Here is a 16,273-nt window from a genome sequence, read left to right as displayed (position 1 = left end):
CATGGGAATCATTGATTTCAAGGCTACTAAATGCAAACATTGCTATAAATGTATTCGTAATTGCGAAGTCAAGGCAGTCATGATTAAAGATGAGCGGGCTGAAATTATGCCGGATAAGTGCATTTTATGCGGAAAATGCATGCAGGTCTGTCCCCAGTCAGCAAAAACTCTCATAAGTGATCTGGATCTGGTAAAGAGTTACATTGACGCAGGGATCCGGACGGTTATCTCCCTGGCACCGTCTTATATGGGCTTGTTAAACTATAAGACCATCGGCCAGGTTAACGGTGCGCTGCGGAAGCTGGGATTTTATGACGTAAGGGAGACTTCGGAAGGGGCGGCTGTTGTAACAGCGGAATATGCCAGGCTTTTAAGCGAAGGGAAGATGGAGAACATCATCACCACCTGCTGTCCCAGCGTCAATGATTTGATCGAGATTTATTACCCCAAGCTGATTCCATATATGGCTCCTGTGGTATCTCCTATGATTGCCCATGGAAAGATGTTAAAAGAAGAACTGGGAACTGAGGTAAAGGTGGTTTTCCTTGGACCGTGCATCGCAAAGAAAAAGGAAGCCGGAGACCCCCGCCATGATGGCTATATTGATGCTGTCCTGAATTTCAATGATATTTCCAGGTGGCTTTCTGAAGAGGAAATCACCATTGAAGACTGCGAGGATATCCCGTTTGCAAGGAACCCAAGAATCAACCGCCTTTATCCGGTTACCAATGGAGTGGTAAATTCAGTGCTGGCTACGGAAGAGGAACGGGATGGATACCGGAAATTTTATGTCCATGGCTGCCTCAACTGCATGGATTTGTGCGAAAGCATGCTGCGGGGAGGAATTAAGGGCTGCTTTATTGAGATGAATATGTGCTCCGGCGGCTGCATCAAGGGTCCCACCGTAGAGGACGAGAACGTATCCAGATTCAAGATCAAGCTGGATATGGAGGAATCCATTGAAAAGGAACCGGTGCCAAGGGAGGAGCTGGCCCCTGTTATGGAGCGCCTCACCTTTCGCAAGCTGTTCCTGGACCGTGCACCAAAGGATGCCATGCCAACAGAGGTCCAGATTCAGGAGATATTAAAAATGACCGGAAAGACCAGGCCGGAGGATGAATTAAACTGTGGCGCCTGCGGTTATTCCACCTGTAGGGAAAAGGCCATAGCAGTTTTCCAAAAAAAGGCAGAGCTGAATATGTGCATTCCATTTATGCATGAAAAATCAGAGTCATTATCCAATCTCGTGATGCAAACCTCTCCCAATATTGTTCTGATCGTGGATAAAGATATGAAAATTTTAGAGTATTCTGCAGTGGGAGAAAAGTATTTTGGAAAAACCAGACAGGAAGCTTTAACCATGTATTTATATGAACTCATTGATCCTTCGGATTTCCAGTGGGTTTATAATACCCACCAGAAGATCCATGGAAAAAAGGTGACTTATGGGGAGTACCATATCTCCACTCTTCAGAATATTCTTTACATTGAAAAAGAAGATGTGGTATTAGCTACCTTCATAGACATCACCAAAGAGGAGGAACTGGCAAGGCAGGACTACGAAAAGAAACTGGAAACCATTGCCCTGGCACAGAAGGTCATTCACAAGCAGATGATGGTGGCCCAGGAAATTGCAGGTCTCCTAGGAGAAACCACGGCGGAGACCAAGACCACCTTAACAAAGCTTTGCAGATCCTTATTGGATGAGGGAAGTGAAGGTGAGGTCAAGTGATGGGGGTTACCGTAGATGTTGCATATACAAGCCTGAATAAATTCAAGGAAGTATTGTGCGGAGATAAGGTTGAACTATTGCAGACTGAGGATTCCAATATTATGATTCTCGCAGACGGTATGGGCAGCGGGGTAAAGGCCAACATTCTGGCCACCATGACCTCCAAGATTCTTGGAACCATGTTTCTAAACGGTGCGACCCTGGAAGAGTGTGTGGAAACCATTGTGGAGACTCTTCCGGTATGTCAGGTGCGCCAGGTAGCCTATTCCACCTTCAGCATCCTTCAGGTGTTTCATGACGGTGAAGCCTATCTGGTGGAATTTGATAATCCCGGCTGTATCTTCATCAGGGATGGGAGCCTGGTTTCCATACCGCAAAACACCAGGATTATCAGGGATAAAAAAATCAATGAGTACCGTTTTAAGGTGAGAAAAGGGGATGCGCTGATCCTGATGAGTGACGGGACCATCCATGCAGGAGTGGGGAAGCTCCTGAATTTTGGCTGGCTGTGGGAGGATGTTGCTTCGTATGCGGTGAAGCAGTACCGCCTGACCATATCCGCCGCTCGTCTTGCTACTGCGTTAACCAGTGCCTGTGATGAACTGTATCAGTACCGGCCTGGCGATGATACCACGGTTGCCGTTATGAGGATCATTGACCGAAAGCCGGTGCATTTGATGACAGGCCCGCCCAGGAAGACGGAGGACGACTGTGTGATGGTGAATGATTTCCTGTCAGGAGATGATGCCGCTAAGAAAGTCGTCTGCGGAGGAACCAGTGCCAATATTGTTTCCAGGGTAACTGAAAGGGAGTTGTCTGTTTCCCTGGATTACGACGATCCGGACATTCCGCCAATCGCTTATATTGACGGAATCGAGCTGGTTACGGAAGGTGTTTTGACATTAAATAAAGTTTTAAAGCTTTTAAGGCGTTATGTGATGAATGATTCTGTCACAGAGGATTTTTTCCTGGAGTTAGATAAGCCAAACGGAGCTTCCATGGTAGCGAAGATGATCATTGAGGATTGTACGGAGCTTAAGTTATTTGTGGGAATGGCAATTAACAGCGCTTATCAGAATCCTGGCCTGCCCTTTGATTTGGGAATCCGCCAGAATCTTGTGGAGCAGTTAAAGCACGTAGTGGAGGAAATGGGGAAGAGGGTTACGGTAACCTATTATTGAATTTGGATAGATATTCACAGAGCCACGATACGTGGAAGTTACAAGGAGGAAAAATATGGCAACAAATGATGCGACATTACTTCGCATAAAGCATCAGGTTTTAAATGAAGTGGCGAAACTTGCATGGGAGGGAAAGCTGGAGGAGAAAAGAAATGAGATTCCCTATGATATCATTCCAGGTCCCAAGGCCCAGTTCCGCTGCTGCATTTACAGGGAACGGGAAATCATCAGAGAGAGAATCCGCCTGGCGGAAGGTCTCTGTCCCAGCGGAAGGGATACGAAGAACGTAGTTCAGGTAATCAGCTCTGCCTGTGAAGACTGTCCCATCGCCAGGTATGTGGTAACCGATAACTGCCAGCTGTGTATGGGTAAGGCGTGCCAGGGTTCCTGTAATTTTGGCGCCATCAGCATGGGACGTGATCGTGCCTATATTGATCCTGATAAATGTAAGGAATGCGGAAAATGTTCCCAGGCATGTCCTTATAATGCCATTGCAGATCTGACCCGTCCCTGTAAGAAAAGCTGTCCGGTGGATGCCATCACCATGGACGAAAACGGCATAGTCGTCATTGACGAGAGCAAATGCATCCAGTGCGGAGCCTGCATTCATGGCTGTCCCTTTGGCGCCATTGATTCCAAAACATTCCTGGTGGATGTGATTAACCTTATTAATGCCGGGAAACGGGTGGTTGCCATGGTCGCTCCGGCGACAGAAGGCCAGTTCGGCCCGGAAATCACCATGGCAAGCTGGAGAACCGCTTTAAAGAAAATCGGTTTCCAGGATATGATTGAGGTTGCCCTTGGGGGCGATCTGACCGCTGCGGCAGAAGCGGAAGAATGGGCAGAGGCTTATAAGGAAGGCAAGAAGATGACGACTTCCTGCTGTCCTGCATTTGTGAACATGATTAAACAGCATTATCCTATGCTCCTTGAGAATATGTCCACCACCGTATCCCCTATGTGCGCAGTTTCAAGAATGCTGAAGGAAAAGGACCCGGAAACGATCACCGTATTCATCGGACCATGTATTGCCAAGAAAAGCGAAACTCTGGATTTAAACATTAAAGACAACGCGGATTATGCCCTGACCCTGGGAGAAATTCAGGCAATGATGGCATCAAAGGGCGTTGAGCTTTTGCCGGAAGAAAACACCTACCAGGCAGGATCTGTATTCGGCAAGCGTTTTGGAAATGGCGGCGGTGTGACTGCGGCTGTTCTGGAATGCTTAAAGGAGTCAGGAGAAAATACGGATATCGAAGTCCTTAAATGCAATGGAGCGGCTGAGTGCAAGAAGGCTCTGATGCTTCTTAAGATTGGAAGGCTTCCTGGGGACTTCATAGAAGGAATGGCATGTGTGGGAGGCTGTGTAGGCGGCCCCAGCAGGCATAAGAGTGAGAATGAAGCAAAGAAGGCTCGTGATTTGCTGATCAAACAGGCGGATGGAAGAGAAGTTCATGAGAACTTGCGGAACCAGGGCCTACAGGAAGTGGCGATGCACAGACATTAACAAAAAGGCTATGGATGCCCCCTTTTTTGGGAGCCCCATAGCTTTTTTATTTACATTCCTGTGAACTGGTTCTTTACTTTGGTCAGCTTCTGCTGTTCTGCCTGTTCTGTGGTGTACCATCCCTTAGCGGACATTTTCTTGTAGATATCGTCCTGCATGCACAGACTGTCGTTTAATGCGCTGTCGAATGTCTGATGCACGTTCATGGTAGGGGATTCTATGGTTCCATGCAGATATAAGTCACACACTCCCTTTGCGGTGTGGAGCAGGTTTTCCATAATACACTTGTCATCCATATGTGATTCCTCCTTACACTAAGTTATAGAAGCTGTCGAAAATCTGCTGGTGCTTCTGCATAAGCTGCTGTGCGCAAGCTTTTAACTCAGGATCCTTCAGATTTTGCGCCGCTTCCTGGCACTGGGTCTTTAAAAATTTCTCATGACCAAGAGCATCTTCAATATAATTTAATTCTTTTGGGCTCATATGATATTCCCTCCATTGTTATACTATCTTTCGGTGTGCTTTCCCGGAAGACAGTATTAATATGGACGTTTTATGGAAATCCATGCATAACAACGGAAATAACCTCATGATTCCTTATAATTACCATAACTTGAATAAATTTTTTTCACAATCTCATAAGAAAGCTTATGCCTTCTGTATTCGTCGACGATTCCCTTATTATTCATTGTCCTCGGGCGGTTAAGGAACCATTCTTCGCTGATTCTGACATCGCTAAACTGCCAGATATACAGTCCCGACGCGCCGGGGTGTTCCAAGATGGCAGTAAGCTGTTCTCCCAGCGTGTCTGCCTGATACTCTTCCGACCACTTGACCTTTGCAGGGCTTCTGTAACCGTAAATAGCTCCTGCGCCCACTTCTGTAATAAGGAAGGGCTTGCCTTTTCCGGGTGTTTCCGTTTGTACCCATTGGTATAAATCATCTAAATATTCCCGGACAGGGGTGTCGTGATACCATTTCGGATAAATGTTGTAGGAAACTGCTTCCGGAAAGTCAAGGCAGATATCTGTTTTAAATTTGCAGCTTGCACTGGAACGCGGGCGGGAAGAATCCAGCTGTCTGATGAGTTCATACTGCTTTTTGTAGCATTCCCTGCCGTAGGGGGTTTCGCTGGCACATTCATTTAAGATGCCCCAAATATAGATGCTCGGGTGATTATAGTGATTTATGATCATTTCACGGATCACTTCTTCTGCCTGCCTCTCAAAATTAGGATTCCTCATATGCTCTTCGGTAAGCCCTCTTGCGTGGTTCTCTTCCCAGATCAAAATCCCCAGCTCGTCACATAGATCCAGGAAGATTTCATCATTGGGATAATGCACGCATCTTATAGAATTCACACCCATGTCTTTGATTGTCTGCAAATCTGAAGCAATCTGAGAAAATGGGATAGCGCAGCCGAATGCGGGATGGTCTTCGTGACGGCAGATCCCCTTTATAAGAAGAGCTTTGCCGTTTAAGAGGATAGAGCTGTTTTCTATTCTCACTTCCCGGAAACCGATTCTCTCTGTCAAGTCGTCTATGGCTGTACCGTCTTTGAAGAGCGCAGCCTCTGCTGTGTATAATTTTGGATGTTCCATGCTCCATTCTTCTGCGTCTGATACGGCTGTCTCTGTTTGTATCAAAGATTCCGTATTTGCTTTTACGGTTATGTCCGGGAGTTTTATATCTGTTTTATTTATGGTTACCGTTGCATCTAAGCGGATATCTTCATCAGAGATATTGGAAATGCAGAGTGTGAGGCCGGCCTTCCAGGTTTCGCCCTTTTTTTCAGGCGTGATATGGATCCATTTTATGTATGCACAGTTAAGTTCCTCTAAAACGACACCTCTGGTAATGCCGCCGTAACTCATATAATCGTTGGGAATATGCAGCGAGCTTTCTTCTGAAAACCGGTTATCAGCTATGACCTCCAGCAGATGTTCTCCTCCAGGCAATCCTTTTAAGAAAATCTCAAAAGGCGTGTAGGCGTTGTAATGGGTTCCTCTCATTATCCCGTCCACGAAAACTTTTGCTGTGTGGCTTACACCTTTTAGCAGAAGCCGTACATTCCCCTCAGCCGTAAAAGTAGTGGAATATTTCCCTTCTCCCCTGTAAGCTTCATATCCCGGATAAGTTTCCCAGGCACTTGGGACAGGTACCGGGAACGTCTTATCGTTTCCGTCTAAGGGGGTGAAATCCCATAGCTTACCGGAAAGTTCTGATGTTTTTCTGACCGAGTTTGTTTGAAAGGTACGTATCATTTAATTTTCCTCCTGTTTCAGGGTACATCTCCCCATATCCGTAGGGGTGTGTCCCGTATATTTTTTAAAGACTCTTGAAAAATACTGCGGGTTGTCAAAGCCAAGTTCCTCACTGATCTGATAAATCTTCAAGTTGCTTTTTGCAAGCAGCTCCTGCGCTTTTTTAACTTTCATTTTATTGATATATTCAGAAAAGCCAAGATCGGAATATTGTCTGAAAAGAGCGGATAAGTAATTAGGGCTGACATTTATAAAAGAAGCGGTATCCGCTAAACTGATTTTCATAAAAATATGATTTTTAATATAGTCTTTTGCCTGAATGACCAGATTGTATTTCGGATCGTTCAACTGGTTTTGCATTGCGCTTTTTACCGCGGTTTTAAATACATCCAGATATTTTATGATTTCAGTTTTTTTATGATAGGTATATAAAACCTGATAGGATTTTGCCTCTTTTTTGTAGCTTTCCGAAAGTATTTTTTCTCCGTCATAGATACAGTTCATTACCAGATGTATCATAAAGGACACAATATTGATCAGTTCTTCAAATGCCAGGGTATCTATGGCGGCCTCGATAGCTCTGACTGTCTGGTCAAAAAGCGTAAGATTGAAATTTTCCAGGGATTCTATCAGTCTTTTGTTGAAGACATTTAAATCAAAGGTTTTATTAAGGGATGGGGCTTCTTCCTTATTAAATTCAAAACACAGGTGGATCTCATTGAGGGAAGAGGCCGTTTTTCCCGGCTTTATGGAAACACCGGTATTGAAAAAGATTTTAATAAGCTGCCGGATGTCTTCGGAGACCGTATTGGTCAGCGCATCGATTTCATCTGCTTTGTGAAAGAGAAGAATACATGCAATCCTTTGATGGTTGTACGCGATCACCGTACTTTTTGTATAACGGCCGATGCACTCCTTTACGGTACTTAAAATACTTAAATACGTAGAGTAAGCTCCGGTATTTAAGCTTTCCTTTTCAAAAAGAATGTCTACGGTCAGGGGCTGATAAAACTTTGCTTTTAAATCCAGATCGTACATTTTTATGAAATCCAGAATTTCTTCCTCGGAAGTGTAGCCGCCGCTTACCAGGTGGTAGAGAAACCGGTTGGTGAACAGATTGATCTCCTGCCCATACCTGCCGGTTTCTGTTTTTCTCTCGGCCAGTACTTTTTTAGCCTTGTTTAACGTTTTTTCAAGGGTTTCTTTGTTCAGCTCCATTTTTACAAGATAATCAAAGGCATTTAGCTTCATGGCAGTCCGGGCATATTCAAATTCTTCAAAGCTGGACAAAAGGATACACAAAGGAGCGTTTTTATCCCCTGTGTTTTGTATGTATGTTAAAATGTCAAATCCGTCCGCTGCAGGCATTTTAATGTCTGTTATGACCAGGTCAAAGGTCTCTTTTTTTAAGATTTCGATTGCCTCGTTGCCGTTTGCGGCAGTAGAGGCTATCTCAAAATCAGGGAAGTTCTCACAAACAAGGCCTGAAAGCCCTATACGGGCTAAGGGTTCATCGTCAACAATCAGGATCTTATATTTCATATGTTACCTCTTTCATAAACGAATCATATTCTTTTACGGTTTTTTATAGATCAGAGGCATTTTTACGGTAACTTTTGTAAATTCACCGAGAATGCTTTCTATGTTCAGTCCGTATTGGTCGCCGAACTCCATTTGTATTCTCTGGTGTATGTTTTGGATTCCTATGCCGGAAAGCCTGTCTGCTTTTGCTGTTTCCCTTGCGATTTCATCCAAAGACCGGACGGTAAGACCTACTCCGTTGTCTTTTACCACGAAAATCAGATCTTCACGTTCCCTATATACTCCTATCAGCAATTCACATTTCCTGCCTGCAGGTCCGATGCCGTGAAAAAGTGCATTTTCCACTAAGGGCTGCAAGGTAAATCTTAAAACAGATGCGCTTAGAACTTCCGGATCCGGAATGTCAAATACCGGAGTAAACATATCTGCATAACGGTAAGATTGCAAATGGATGTATTCTTTTATAAAGTCCAGTTCTTCTTCCACGCGGAACCATTCGGAATTGTTCTTAAAAACGGCTCTCATCATATTGGAAAGAGAGGTTGTCATGTCCACGATCGGCGGAACAGAGTTCATCTGCCCAAGCCATCGGATGGAATTTAGAGTGTTGTAAATGAAATGAGGATGGATCTGGTTCTGCAAAAGGCGGAATTTATAATTCCTTTTCAGTGTTTCTTCCTCCTTCAGCTGATTCAGAGCCAATTGAAACGCTCCAGCCAGCTCATTGATATGGGTGCTTATTTCTTCAAATTCCGAGATGCCCGTAAATGCAGGTGAGACTTCATAATCCGCTTTTATCATTCTTGACACCTGATTGTAGATGATCTTTACCGGTTTATTGACAAGTTTGTTTAATAAAAGATACCAGAAAAACACCTGAAGGAGAAGCAATGAAAAAGCGGGGAAGATAAAATTAAAATCAGGTATGAATATATCATCATGAAGAGCTTTTAAAGGGCTTATTAAAACGACCCCCGACTTGGATTTTGTAAGGAATACCGTTCCGTTATAAAGGTCTTTGTATTCCTTTGACACAATATGGGAGTTAGGAGCCAAAGCATCAAATTGCTTCACATCAAAATCCAGAGGTAAAAAAAGTGTATTTTCAATTTTATAAAGCTGATCGCCAAGAAGAATAAAGGATTCTTCCAGGCCTTTTAACGGATCCGCAAGTATGGCGGTATCTAAGGCTATATAAAAATTTCCTATTTTTTGGTTTGTTGCATAGCTGCTTACGGGAAAACGGAGGGGAAGTATCTGTTCCGGCTTGTACTGACCGTAATATTCCGGATTAAAGGGATTCACTGTTATGGGATAAGAAAAGGTGGGGCCGGCCAGTTCTTCGGGGCATAATTTCTCAAAAGCCGCCCTGTCGGTAATCTGACCGTAAAAAAGGCCGATTTGTATATACCTCGGGTTCCGATCCGAAGTAAGGAGCATTTTAGGAACGTAACCGGAGATGGAAGTTGTGTTTAACAGCATTTTTGCTTCGGTAACTGCCGAGAGCGCATAGGACATATTGCGTATGCTGTCTTTTCCGTTATCGGAAAGAAAAGCGGTGATTTTTGTATTAGCGGAAAGGACGGTATTTAAAGCAGAAACCTGAGCCAAGTTATTTTCTATGCCATAATTGGCATTGGTATGAAGCATAAGAGCGCTTTCCTCTGCATCCCTTTCGTATTTTTCTTTTGCGGAAGAATAAAATATCCAGGAAAAAACAGAAGTAAGAAGCAAGACAAAACAAAAACAATACAGCAGTAATTTAAATGTAAGGGTTCTATAAAATAAAATATTTTTTTTCATACCTTAATTATATGATTGTAATAAAAAAAGTCAAGCATGTCGTTGGTGCCTTGGTAAGATATTACACGAAATCGTAAGATATTTCCTTGTACGCATTGTATAAATATACTAATATATCATTAACAATCAGTGAAATAGCATACATAGTGCAATAAAGATCAAAGGAGGAGTTATATGAAGTTGAGAAAGATTGCAGCATTGGGCCTTGCAGGCATTACGGCGGCCAGTCTGGCAGCCTGCGGGGGCGGTTCAGGTTCTGCCGGGGCTACGGCAGCAGGCACTACAGCGGCGGGAACTACGGCAGCTGCCGCGCAGACCAATACGGCGGCAAGTGCTGAACCGGTGACAATCAAAGTTTCGCTTTGGGATTATTCAAACACAGCATATTATCCGATCATGGTGGAAGCGTTTGAAAAGTCTCATCCGAATATCAAGGTTGACATTGTTGAATTTTCGGCCGCAGAATATTCGGATACGATCGTTGTCAAGATGGGTGCAAAAGAAAAGTATGATGTGGTTTTTATGAAGGGTCTGCCTGAAATGAGCGCTTTGATCGCAGGAGGGCATCTGCAGCCTTTGACAGACAGAATCACCGGTTTTGATATGAAGCCATACGGCGGTGCGGAAAAGTCTCTGAGTCTGAACGGCGTTGTCTATGGTCTTCCTTTCCGGACGGATAACAATATGATTTTCTACAATAAAGATTTATTTGACAAAGCAGGAGTCCAATATCCAAAAGATGGTATGACGATGGAAGAATACAGGGAACTTGCAAAGAAGATGACTTCGGGCGATGGCGCGGAAAAAGTATATGGGTCCCATGTGCACACATGGCCGTCAAACGTTTATCAGTATTCCAGATTCATTGACGAGTTCAATTATCTGGATACATCGACTTATGAAAAACTAAAGCCTTATTATGAGACGATTCTCGGAATGCAGAACGAAGATAAGTCCGTTCAGGATTACGGCGAATTAAAGACAGGAAATATACATTATTCAGGCGTCTTTTACAATGAGCAGGTTGCAATGCTTCAAATCGGGTCCTGGTATATTGAAATGCTTACCGGCAATGTAACACCTCAAAGCGAGCACTATTTTAAGTGGGGCGCGGTGACCATGCCTAATTCAAAGGGAAATACATACGAAAATATGGTAGGCGGGATTACCCCCTGTTCCATCGGTGCATATTCGGAACACCCGGAAGAGGCCTGGGAATTTTTAAGCTATGTTTGCGGGGAAGAAGGAGCAAAAGTAATTGCGGAGCGCGGAATCGTCCCCGGCTGGAAAGGCCAGTCCATATTAGATATATTCGACAAGATACCAGAGCAGTTCCCCAATGCCCCGGAAGAGCTTTCAAAATTCCTGACACCTCCCAATTATATTGTGGAACAGCCTATGGATCCTAATGCAAAAGCGATCAATACGGTAATAGAAGAAATGCATTCTGATATCATGACCAATAGCGTCTCCATCGACGACGGTATTAAAACGGCAATTGAAAGGGCAAAAGAGGCCGGAGCGAAGTAAAGTTAGAAATCATGAAATGGCGGTCAAAACCTGACCGCCATTTTCAAAAATTGTTTCTTATGGTTTCAAATACGGACGGAGGTATCACTTATGCTCAAAAAAAGTTATAGACGTAAGAAAAGCCTGATCGCTTATTCTTTTATTCTGCCGAATTTCATAGGCTATTTTATTTTGACTTTTATCCCGATCATTCTGACTTTTGTCATGAGTTTATGTGAATGGAATTTTGGTCAGACTGTAAACTTTGTAGGCTTTAAGAATTTTATACAGATGTTCACGAAGGATTCCCAGTTTTCCTTGGTTCTTATAAATACCATTTATTATACAGTCGTTACAGTCCCTGTAACTATGCTGTTTTCTTTGCTTCTGGCCATGCTCATGAATTCGAATCTGAAAGGAAGGGTGTTTTTCCGCTCTGTCCTTTTCTTCCCTTATGTGGCTTCCTTAGTGGCGATTGCTATCGTATGGATGGCTCTGTTTTCCCCGCAGTCCGGTCCGGTCAACTCGGTGCTCCGCTCCATAGGAATCGCGAATCCTCCCCGCTGGGCGGCAGACAAACACTGGGCCATGCCCACAATCATCGGACTTACAGTCTGGAAGGGCGTGGGGTATTATATGATCGTTTACCTTGCGGCTTTGCAGGGGGTACCCGGAGAGCTTTACGAGGCGGCCAAGATTGACGGAGCTTCTAAATTCCAGCAGTTTACGAATATTACATGGCCTACGGTTACTCCCACGACATTCTTTGTCGTAATGATGCTTACAATTTCCACCTTTAAATCATACGACATTATGTATATCACGACTCAGGGCGGTCCCGGTACGGCGACAAAGGTATTGGCCTATCACATATACAACAAGGCGTTTAAAGATAACGCATTCGGATATGCTTCCGCACTTTCCATCGTTCTGTTTCTGATCGTGCTTGCCTTTACCCTGCTGCAATTTAAGGTAGAGAAAAAGTTCACCAACGACCTATAGGAGGTGGGATCATGAAAAAAAACGCAGGTACGATGAAACTGATCATAATCTATGGGCTTATGATATTCTGTGCCCTCATAATGCTTACGCCTTTTGCCTGGATGCTTTCTGCTTCTTTAAAGCTGGAAAAAGATGTATTTGCTTATCCGATTAAATGGATACCGAGAAATCCCGTATGGTCAAACTACACCGTGATCTGGGAAAAATTCCCTCTGTCCATTGGTTTTATCAATTCCTTTAAACTTACCTTTGCAACTATGATCTTGCAGATCACCACATCCTCAGCTGCGGCTTACGCGTTTGCAAAGCTTGATTTTAAGGGTCGGAACACACTTTTTATGGCTTATGTTACTACGATTGCAATTCCGTGGCAGGTCTATATGGTTCCGCAATACATCATGATGAGTAAATTTCACCTGGTAGACAGCCATATAGGAATTATACTGATGCATGCGTTTACGGCCATGGGTGTTTTCCTGATCCGGCAGTTTTATATGGGGATCCCCAATGAGCTTTTAGAGGCGGCCAGAATAGACGGACTTAGTGAATACGGTATTTTAGCCCGGATCATGCTGCCGCTTTCAAAACCCGCAATTGCTACCATGGCAATCACTTCTTTTGTTTTTGAATGGAATGACTTTATGGGACCGCTTATTTATTTAAGTACGACCGAGAAAAAGACGATACAACTTATGATAAGACTCTTTAACACGATGTACTCCACAAATTACGCCTGGATGATGGCGGCAGCGGTGATTGCGCTTATTCCGGTGTTTATTATTTTTATTGCGCTGCAGAAGTATTTTGTGCAGGGGGTTGCCACCAGCGGGTTGAAGGGCTAGAAGAAAGGAGAAAAACATGAAATATTCTGTGTTTACCGTGGGCCTTCCTGAAATGACAGTAGAGGAAGCTCTTAAAAACATGAAAGAGTATGGCTATGACGGTGTGGATTTCAGGGTAACGGAAATAAAAGAGGAGTTTGCCAAGGAACAGCCGTCTTACTGGAGAAATAATTACTGCACCGTGGATATAAACACGGTGGAAGAAAAGGCAGGGGAGTTAAAGGGTCTGGCTGACCAATACGGTTTAGAGGTCAATGCCCTTGCTTCTTATCTTACTTGTACAGATGATATTGATAAAATCGCCTCTGTTATGCGGGCTGCAAAAAAGATGGGAGCCGGGAGGATCCGTGTGAATGCCCCTAAATATGATTCAGAGAAGGGCTATAAAAAGGTGTTTGAAGAAGCGCTCTGTGGCTTTCAGAGAGTGGAGGAAAAAGCAAAGGAAACAGGAATAAAAGCTCATTTTGAAATGCACCACGGAACAATTACTCCTTCCGCGTCTGCGGCTTACGCGCTTGCTAAAAACTTTGATCCGGAATATATCGGCGTTATCTATGATACAGGGAATATCATATACGAAGGCCTGGAAGAATATCAGATGGCTCTGGAAATCCTGGGGGAATACTTGGACCATGTCCATATTAAAAATGCCTGCTGGCTGAAAAAGGGAGAGAAATACGAAGCAGACTGGGCGTCATTTTCCGATGGATATGCGGATTTTCCCAAATTCTTTAAAGCTTTAAAAGCCGTGGGCTATGATGGTTATGTGACTTTTGAAGATTTTTCAGGTAAAGAAAGCTCGGATGAGAAGCTTAAGAACAATCTTATTTTCATAAAAGAGATCATCGGCCGATGAAGAAAAGGAAGGATGAAGGTTTTTATGAAATTTGAAGTCGTAAATCCCAATTATGAACTAAGCCCTTTCAGCGGAATGGACAGGAGCCATTGGATCGAGGCGGGAAAGTTTCTTCTTGGGGGACTGTTTTCTCATATGAAATCCATAGAAGATCCGGTATCTCCTCCAAGAAACGAAGAAAAAATAAGCTATCCGTCTCCCGGCGATCAGAGGGGGCGCATAGGCGCGGCACGATTTGAAGGCCTGGCAAGATCCTTGTGTATGGCGGTTCCTCTGATAATGGAAGACGAAAACCTGACCTTAAACGGAATCAATGTACGTGATTATTACGCATATCAAATCGTTCGGGGAATGACTGCGGGTGCTGAAACAGGGTTTGGGACTTTGAGCGAACTTATGGCAGAAAAGGTTGGCCCTGGCCCTTTTCAGCAAACCGTGGAATGCGGGATCATGGGGATCAACCTTCTCATTTCCAAACCTGTGATCTGGGACAGATATACGCAGGAAGAAAAGGATGTTGTGGCAGGATTCTTATCCGATTATGGACATTATCGGACCCATGATTCCAATTGGAGATTTTTTAATTTACTTGCACTTACGTTTTTGAAAATAGAAGGCTATAAGGTGGATGAAGTGTTATATAAAGACCACCTGGAGTATCTACTCTCGTTGTATGCGGGCGAAGGCTGGTATAGGGACGGAAATCTCTTCGATTATTACAGTGCCTGGGAATTTATATTAGATGCCGCGCTTTGGTGTAAATATTACGGTTACAAATACGAAAAGGAAGCAGCAGCAGTATTTGAAAAGAATATCGGTTTATTTTTATCGTCTTATTGGAGAATGTTCAGTGAAAAAGGCGAAAGCATCCTTTGGGGGCGGAGCGGGATCTACCGTTTTTGTGCGTCGTCCGCCCTTTGCGCAGGGGGATTTTTAAAGAATTATGACAGCTCTCCTGATTTCACTTTTCCTTCTGCCCGCCGGATAATGTCCGGAAATCTTCTGCAATTTATTACGAAAGAAGAAATGTTTGTAAATTCGGTTCCCTGTCTCGGCTTTTATGGCCCATTTTTGCCTATGGTACAGTCTTATTCCTGTGTGAGCAGTCCTTTTTGGTGCAGCAAAGCTTTTTTGTGCCTGATTCTTGAAAAAGAACATCCTTTCTGGACTGAAAAAGAGGAGAATCCCTGGGATCAGACAAAGGACTTTGTATGTACGCTGGAAGCGCCGGGCATCCGGTTCGTAAATCACAAGGAAAGCGGCATTACGGAAATAAAAACGGCTAAATTTATGTTTGATGAGTCGTCAGATTACCTTCCCGCATATGCAAGAGCTGCATTTTCTTCTGCGTTGCCATGGGAGAAGATGGGAAAAACCCCGGCGGAAGCCATGGCATATAAATTAAATGGAAAGGAAGTGCCCACATCCTTTGCTTTTTGCAAAGACGAGATGGGTATTTTGTACCGGACAGCTTTTTTTGATATTATGAAAAGCAGGGCAAAAAAAGTCGATATGGCGGATATAGAAGTTCCTTTCGGTACGCTTCGGGTGGACAGGGTAAGGGTAAATGACAGGTCTTTTACATTGACTTTAGGACATTTCGGACTTCCCGCAGAAGATGGGGTTTTGGAAGTGAAGGAAGGAATTGTTGAATATGAAAAGCGAAGCCTTCCTTACATAATCGCAAAAACGAAAAATCTTCAGACAGCAATCGTTTTATATTCGGGATGGCAGAAACTTTCCTATTGTATCAGGGAGGATGTCAATGCGGTGTCTAAAAAATCCTGCCTATTATATGCTTCGTATACAAGAGAAAAATTCTATGATAAATCAGAAAACTTAATCGCTTTATATCTGACGAAAGCCGCGGATTCAGACTTTAGCCCGGAGGAATTATCTGCATTTGGCGGAAGAGAAAGGGTTGACTTTACAGGGATCGACGGGTTCGTATGTCTTTAGGTGAATAGGAGAATAAGAGTATAGGAACTTCATATTTAAGGCATAAAAAATGAGCTTTGATATGGTTTTAAGACCA

The 16,273-nt window shown here is 43.7% G+C and carries 13 protein-coding genes; 8 read left to right on the top strand and 5 right to left on the bottom strand.

From position 1 onward, the window contains the following. Window position 1 precedes the first annotated feature (1 nt). From RT269_RS14280 to RT269_RS14270, 3 genes are read left to right on the top strand one after another with little or no spacing between them, the layout of a single operon-like run. Window positions 2-1,732, top strand: coding sequence for a [Fe-Fe] hydrogenase large subunit C-terminal domain-containing protein (locus RT269_RS14280; RefSeq protein WP_313183544.1), 1,731 nt, complete (start codon window positions 2-4; stop codon window positions 1,730-1,732). Further along, window positions 1,732-2,913 carry a SpoIIE family protein phosphatase gene (locus tag RT269_RS14275; protein ID WP_313183543.1) on the top strand — a complete coding sequence of 394 codons (1,182 nt, stop codon included), beginning with the start codon at window positions 1,732-1,734 and terminating at the stop codon, window positions 2,911-2,913. Before RT269_RS14280 ends, RT269_RS14275 begins: the two co-directional genes overlap by 1 nt. Window positions 2,914-2,968: 55 nt before the next feature. Continuing rightward, entirely contained in the window at window positions 2,969-4,420 is a 1,452-nt protein-coding gene (locus tag RT269_RS14270) for a 4Fe-4S dicluster domain-containing protein (RefSeq protein ID WP_313183541.1), read from the top strand. Window positions 4,421-4,470: 50 nt separating this feature from the next. On the opposite strand, the gene RT269_RS14265 is transcribed toward RT269_RS14270, so the two are convergent. The 5 genes from RT269_RS14265 to RT269_RS14245 all read right to left on the bottom strand — a co-directional run bounded on the left by RT269_RS14265 (window position 4,471) and on the right by RT269_RS14245 (window position 9,876). Continuing rightward, window positions 4,471-4,716, bottom strand: coding sequence for a spore coat protein (locus RT269_RS14265; RefSeq protein WP_313183539.1), 246 nt, complete (start codon window positions 4,714-4,716; stop codon window positions 4,471-4,473). 13 nt (window positions 4,717-4,729) lie between these two features. Then, a complete protein-coding gene (locus tag RT269_RS14260; protein ID WP_313183538.1) occupies window positions 4,730-4,903 on the bottom strand; it encodes a hypothetical protein in 174 nt (57 codons plus the stop codon). 104 nt (window positions 4,904-5,007) lie between these two features. After that, entirely contained in the window at window positions 5,008-6,684 is a 1,677-nt protein-coding gene (locus RT269_RS14255; RefSeq protein ID WP_313183536.1) for a glycoside hydrolase family 2 protein, read from the bottom strand. Continuing rightward, complete coding sequence (locus RT269_RS14250) at window positions 6,685-8,226, bottom strand: response regulator transcription factor (protein ID WP_313183534.1); 1,542 nt, start codon at window positions 8,224-8,226, stop codon at window positions 6,685-6,687. Between the two features lie 33 nt (window positions 8,227-8,259). Next, window positions 8,260-9,876, bottom strand: a complete 1,617-nt coding sequence (locus RT269_RS14245) for a sensor histidine kinase (protein WP_313183533.1) — start codon at window positions 9,874-9,876, stop codon at window positions 8,260-8,262. Window positions 9,877-10,203: 327 nt separating this feature from the next. Between RT269_RS14245 and RT269_RS14240 the strand changes: the two genes are divergently transcribed. From RT269_RS14240 to RT269_RS14220, 5 genes are all read left to right on the top strand, one after another. Continuing rightward, window positions 10,204-11,559 carry an ABC transporter substrate-binding protein gene (locus RT269_RS14240; RefSeq protein ID WP_313183532.1) on the top strand — a complete coding sequence of 452 codons (1,356 nt, stop codon included), beginning with the start codon at window positions 10,204-10,206 and terminating at the stop codon, window positions 11,557-11,559. 90 nt (window positions 11,560-11,649) lie between these two features. Next, window positions 11,650-12,540: a carbohydrate ABC transporter permease gene (locus RT269_RS14235; protein ID WP_313183530.1), complete on the top strand. Its 891-nt coding sequence runs from the start codon at window positions 11,650-11,652 to the stop codon at window positions 12,538-12,540. 11 nt (window positions 12,541-12,551) lie between these two features. Continuing rightward, window positions 12,552-13,382, top strand: coding sequence for a carbohydrate ABC transporter permease (locus RT269_RS14230; RefSeq protein WP_313183528.1), 831 nt, complete (start codon window positions 12,552-12,554; stop codon window positions 13,380-13,382). 16 nt (window positions 13,383-13,398) lie between these two features. Continuing rightward, entirely contained in the window at window positions 13,399-14,238 is an 840-nt protein-coding gene (locus RT269_RS14225) for a sugar phosphate isomerase/epimerase family protein (protein ID WP_313183527.1), read from the top strand. 24 nt (window positions 14,239-14,262) lie between these two features. Then, window positions 14,263-16,197 carry a DUF2264 domain-containing protein gene (locus RT269_RS14220; RefSeq protein ID WP_313183525.1) on the top strand — a complete coding sequence of 645 codons (1,935 nt, stop codon included), beginning with the start codon at window positions 14,263-14,265 and terminating at the stop codon, window positions 16,195-16,197. Window positions 16,198-16,273 lie beyond the last annotated feature (76 nt).

The sequence above is a fragment of the Lacrimispora sp. genome (assembly GCF_032078915.1).
In the GTDB taxonomy this organism is placed as follows: Bacteria; Bacillota; Clostridia; order Lachnospirales; family Lachnospiraceae; genus Lacrimispora.
This window is presented reverse-complemented; position numbering and strand designations above follow the sequence as displayed.

Bases quoted from the DNA above. Each gene is read 5' to 3' on its own strand.
- RT269_RS14280 (WP_313183544.1), top strand. From the start codon at position 2: ATGGGAATCATTGATTTCAAGGCTACTAAATGCAAACATTGCTATAAA.
- RT269_RS14220 (WP_313183525.1), top strand. From the start codon at position 14,263: ATGAAATTTGAAGTCGTAAATCCCAATTATGAACTAAGCCCTTTCAGC.
- RT269_RS14250 (WP_313183534.1), bottom strand. From the start codon at position 8,226: ATGAAATATAAGATCCTGATTGTTGACGATGAACCCTTAGCCCGTATA.
- RT269_RS14240 (WP_313183532.1), top strand. From the start codon at position 10,204: ATGAAGTTGAGAAAGATTGCAGCATTGGGCCTTGCAGGCATTACGGCG.
- RT269_RS14230 (WP_313183528.1), top strand. From the start codon at position 12,552: ATGAAAAAAAACGCAGGTACGATGAAACTGATCATAATCTATGGGCTT.
- RT269_RS14260 (WP_313183538.1), bottom strand. From the start codon at position 4,903: ATGAGCCCAAAAGAATTAAATTATATTGAAGATGCTCTTGGTCATGAG.
- RT269_RS14275 (WP_313183543.1), top strand. From the start codon at position 1,732: ATGGGGGTTACCGTAGATGTTGCATATACAAGCCTGAATAAATTCAAG.
- RT269_RS14265 (WP_313183539.1), bottom strand. From the start codon at position 4,716: ATGGATGACAAGTGTATTATGGAAAACCTGCTCCACACCGCAAAGGGA.
- RT269_RS14225 (WP_313183527.1), top strand. From the start codon at position 13,399: ATGAAATATTCTGTGTTTACCGTGGGCCTTCCTGAAATGACAGTAGAG.
- RT269_RS14270 (WP_313183541.1), top strand. From the start codon at position 2,969: ATGGCAACAAATGATGCGACATTACTTCGCATAAAGCATCAGGTTTTA.
- RT269_RS14235 (WP_313183530.1), top strand. From the start codon at position 11,650: ATGCTCAAAAAAAGTTATAGACGTAAGAAAAGCCTGATCGCTTATTCT.
- RT269_RS14255 (WP_313183536.1), bottom strand. From the start codon at position 6,684: ATGATACGTACCTTTCAAACAAACTCGGTCAGAAAAACATCAGAACTT.
- RT269_RS14245 (WP_313183533.1), bottom strand. From the start codon at position 9,876: ATGCTTCATACCAATGCCAATTATGGCATAGAAAATAACTTGGCTCAG.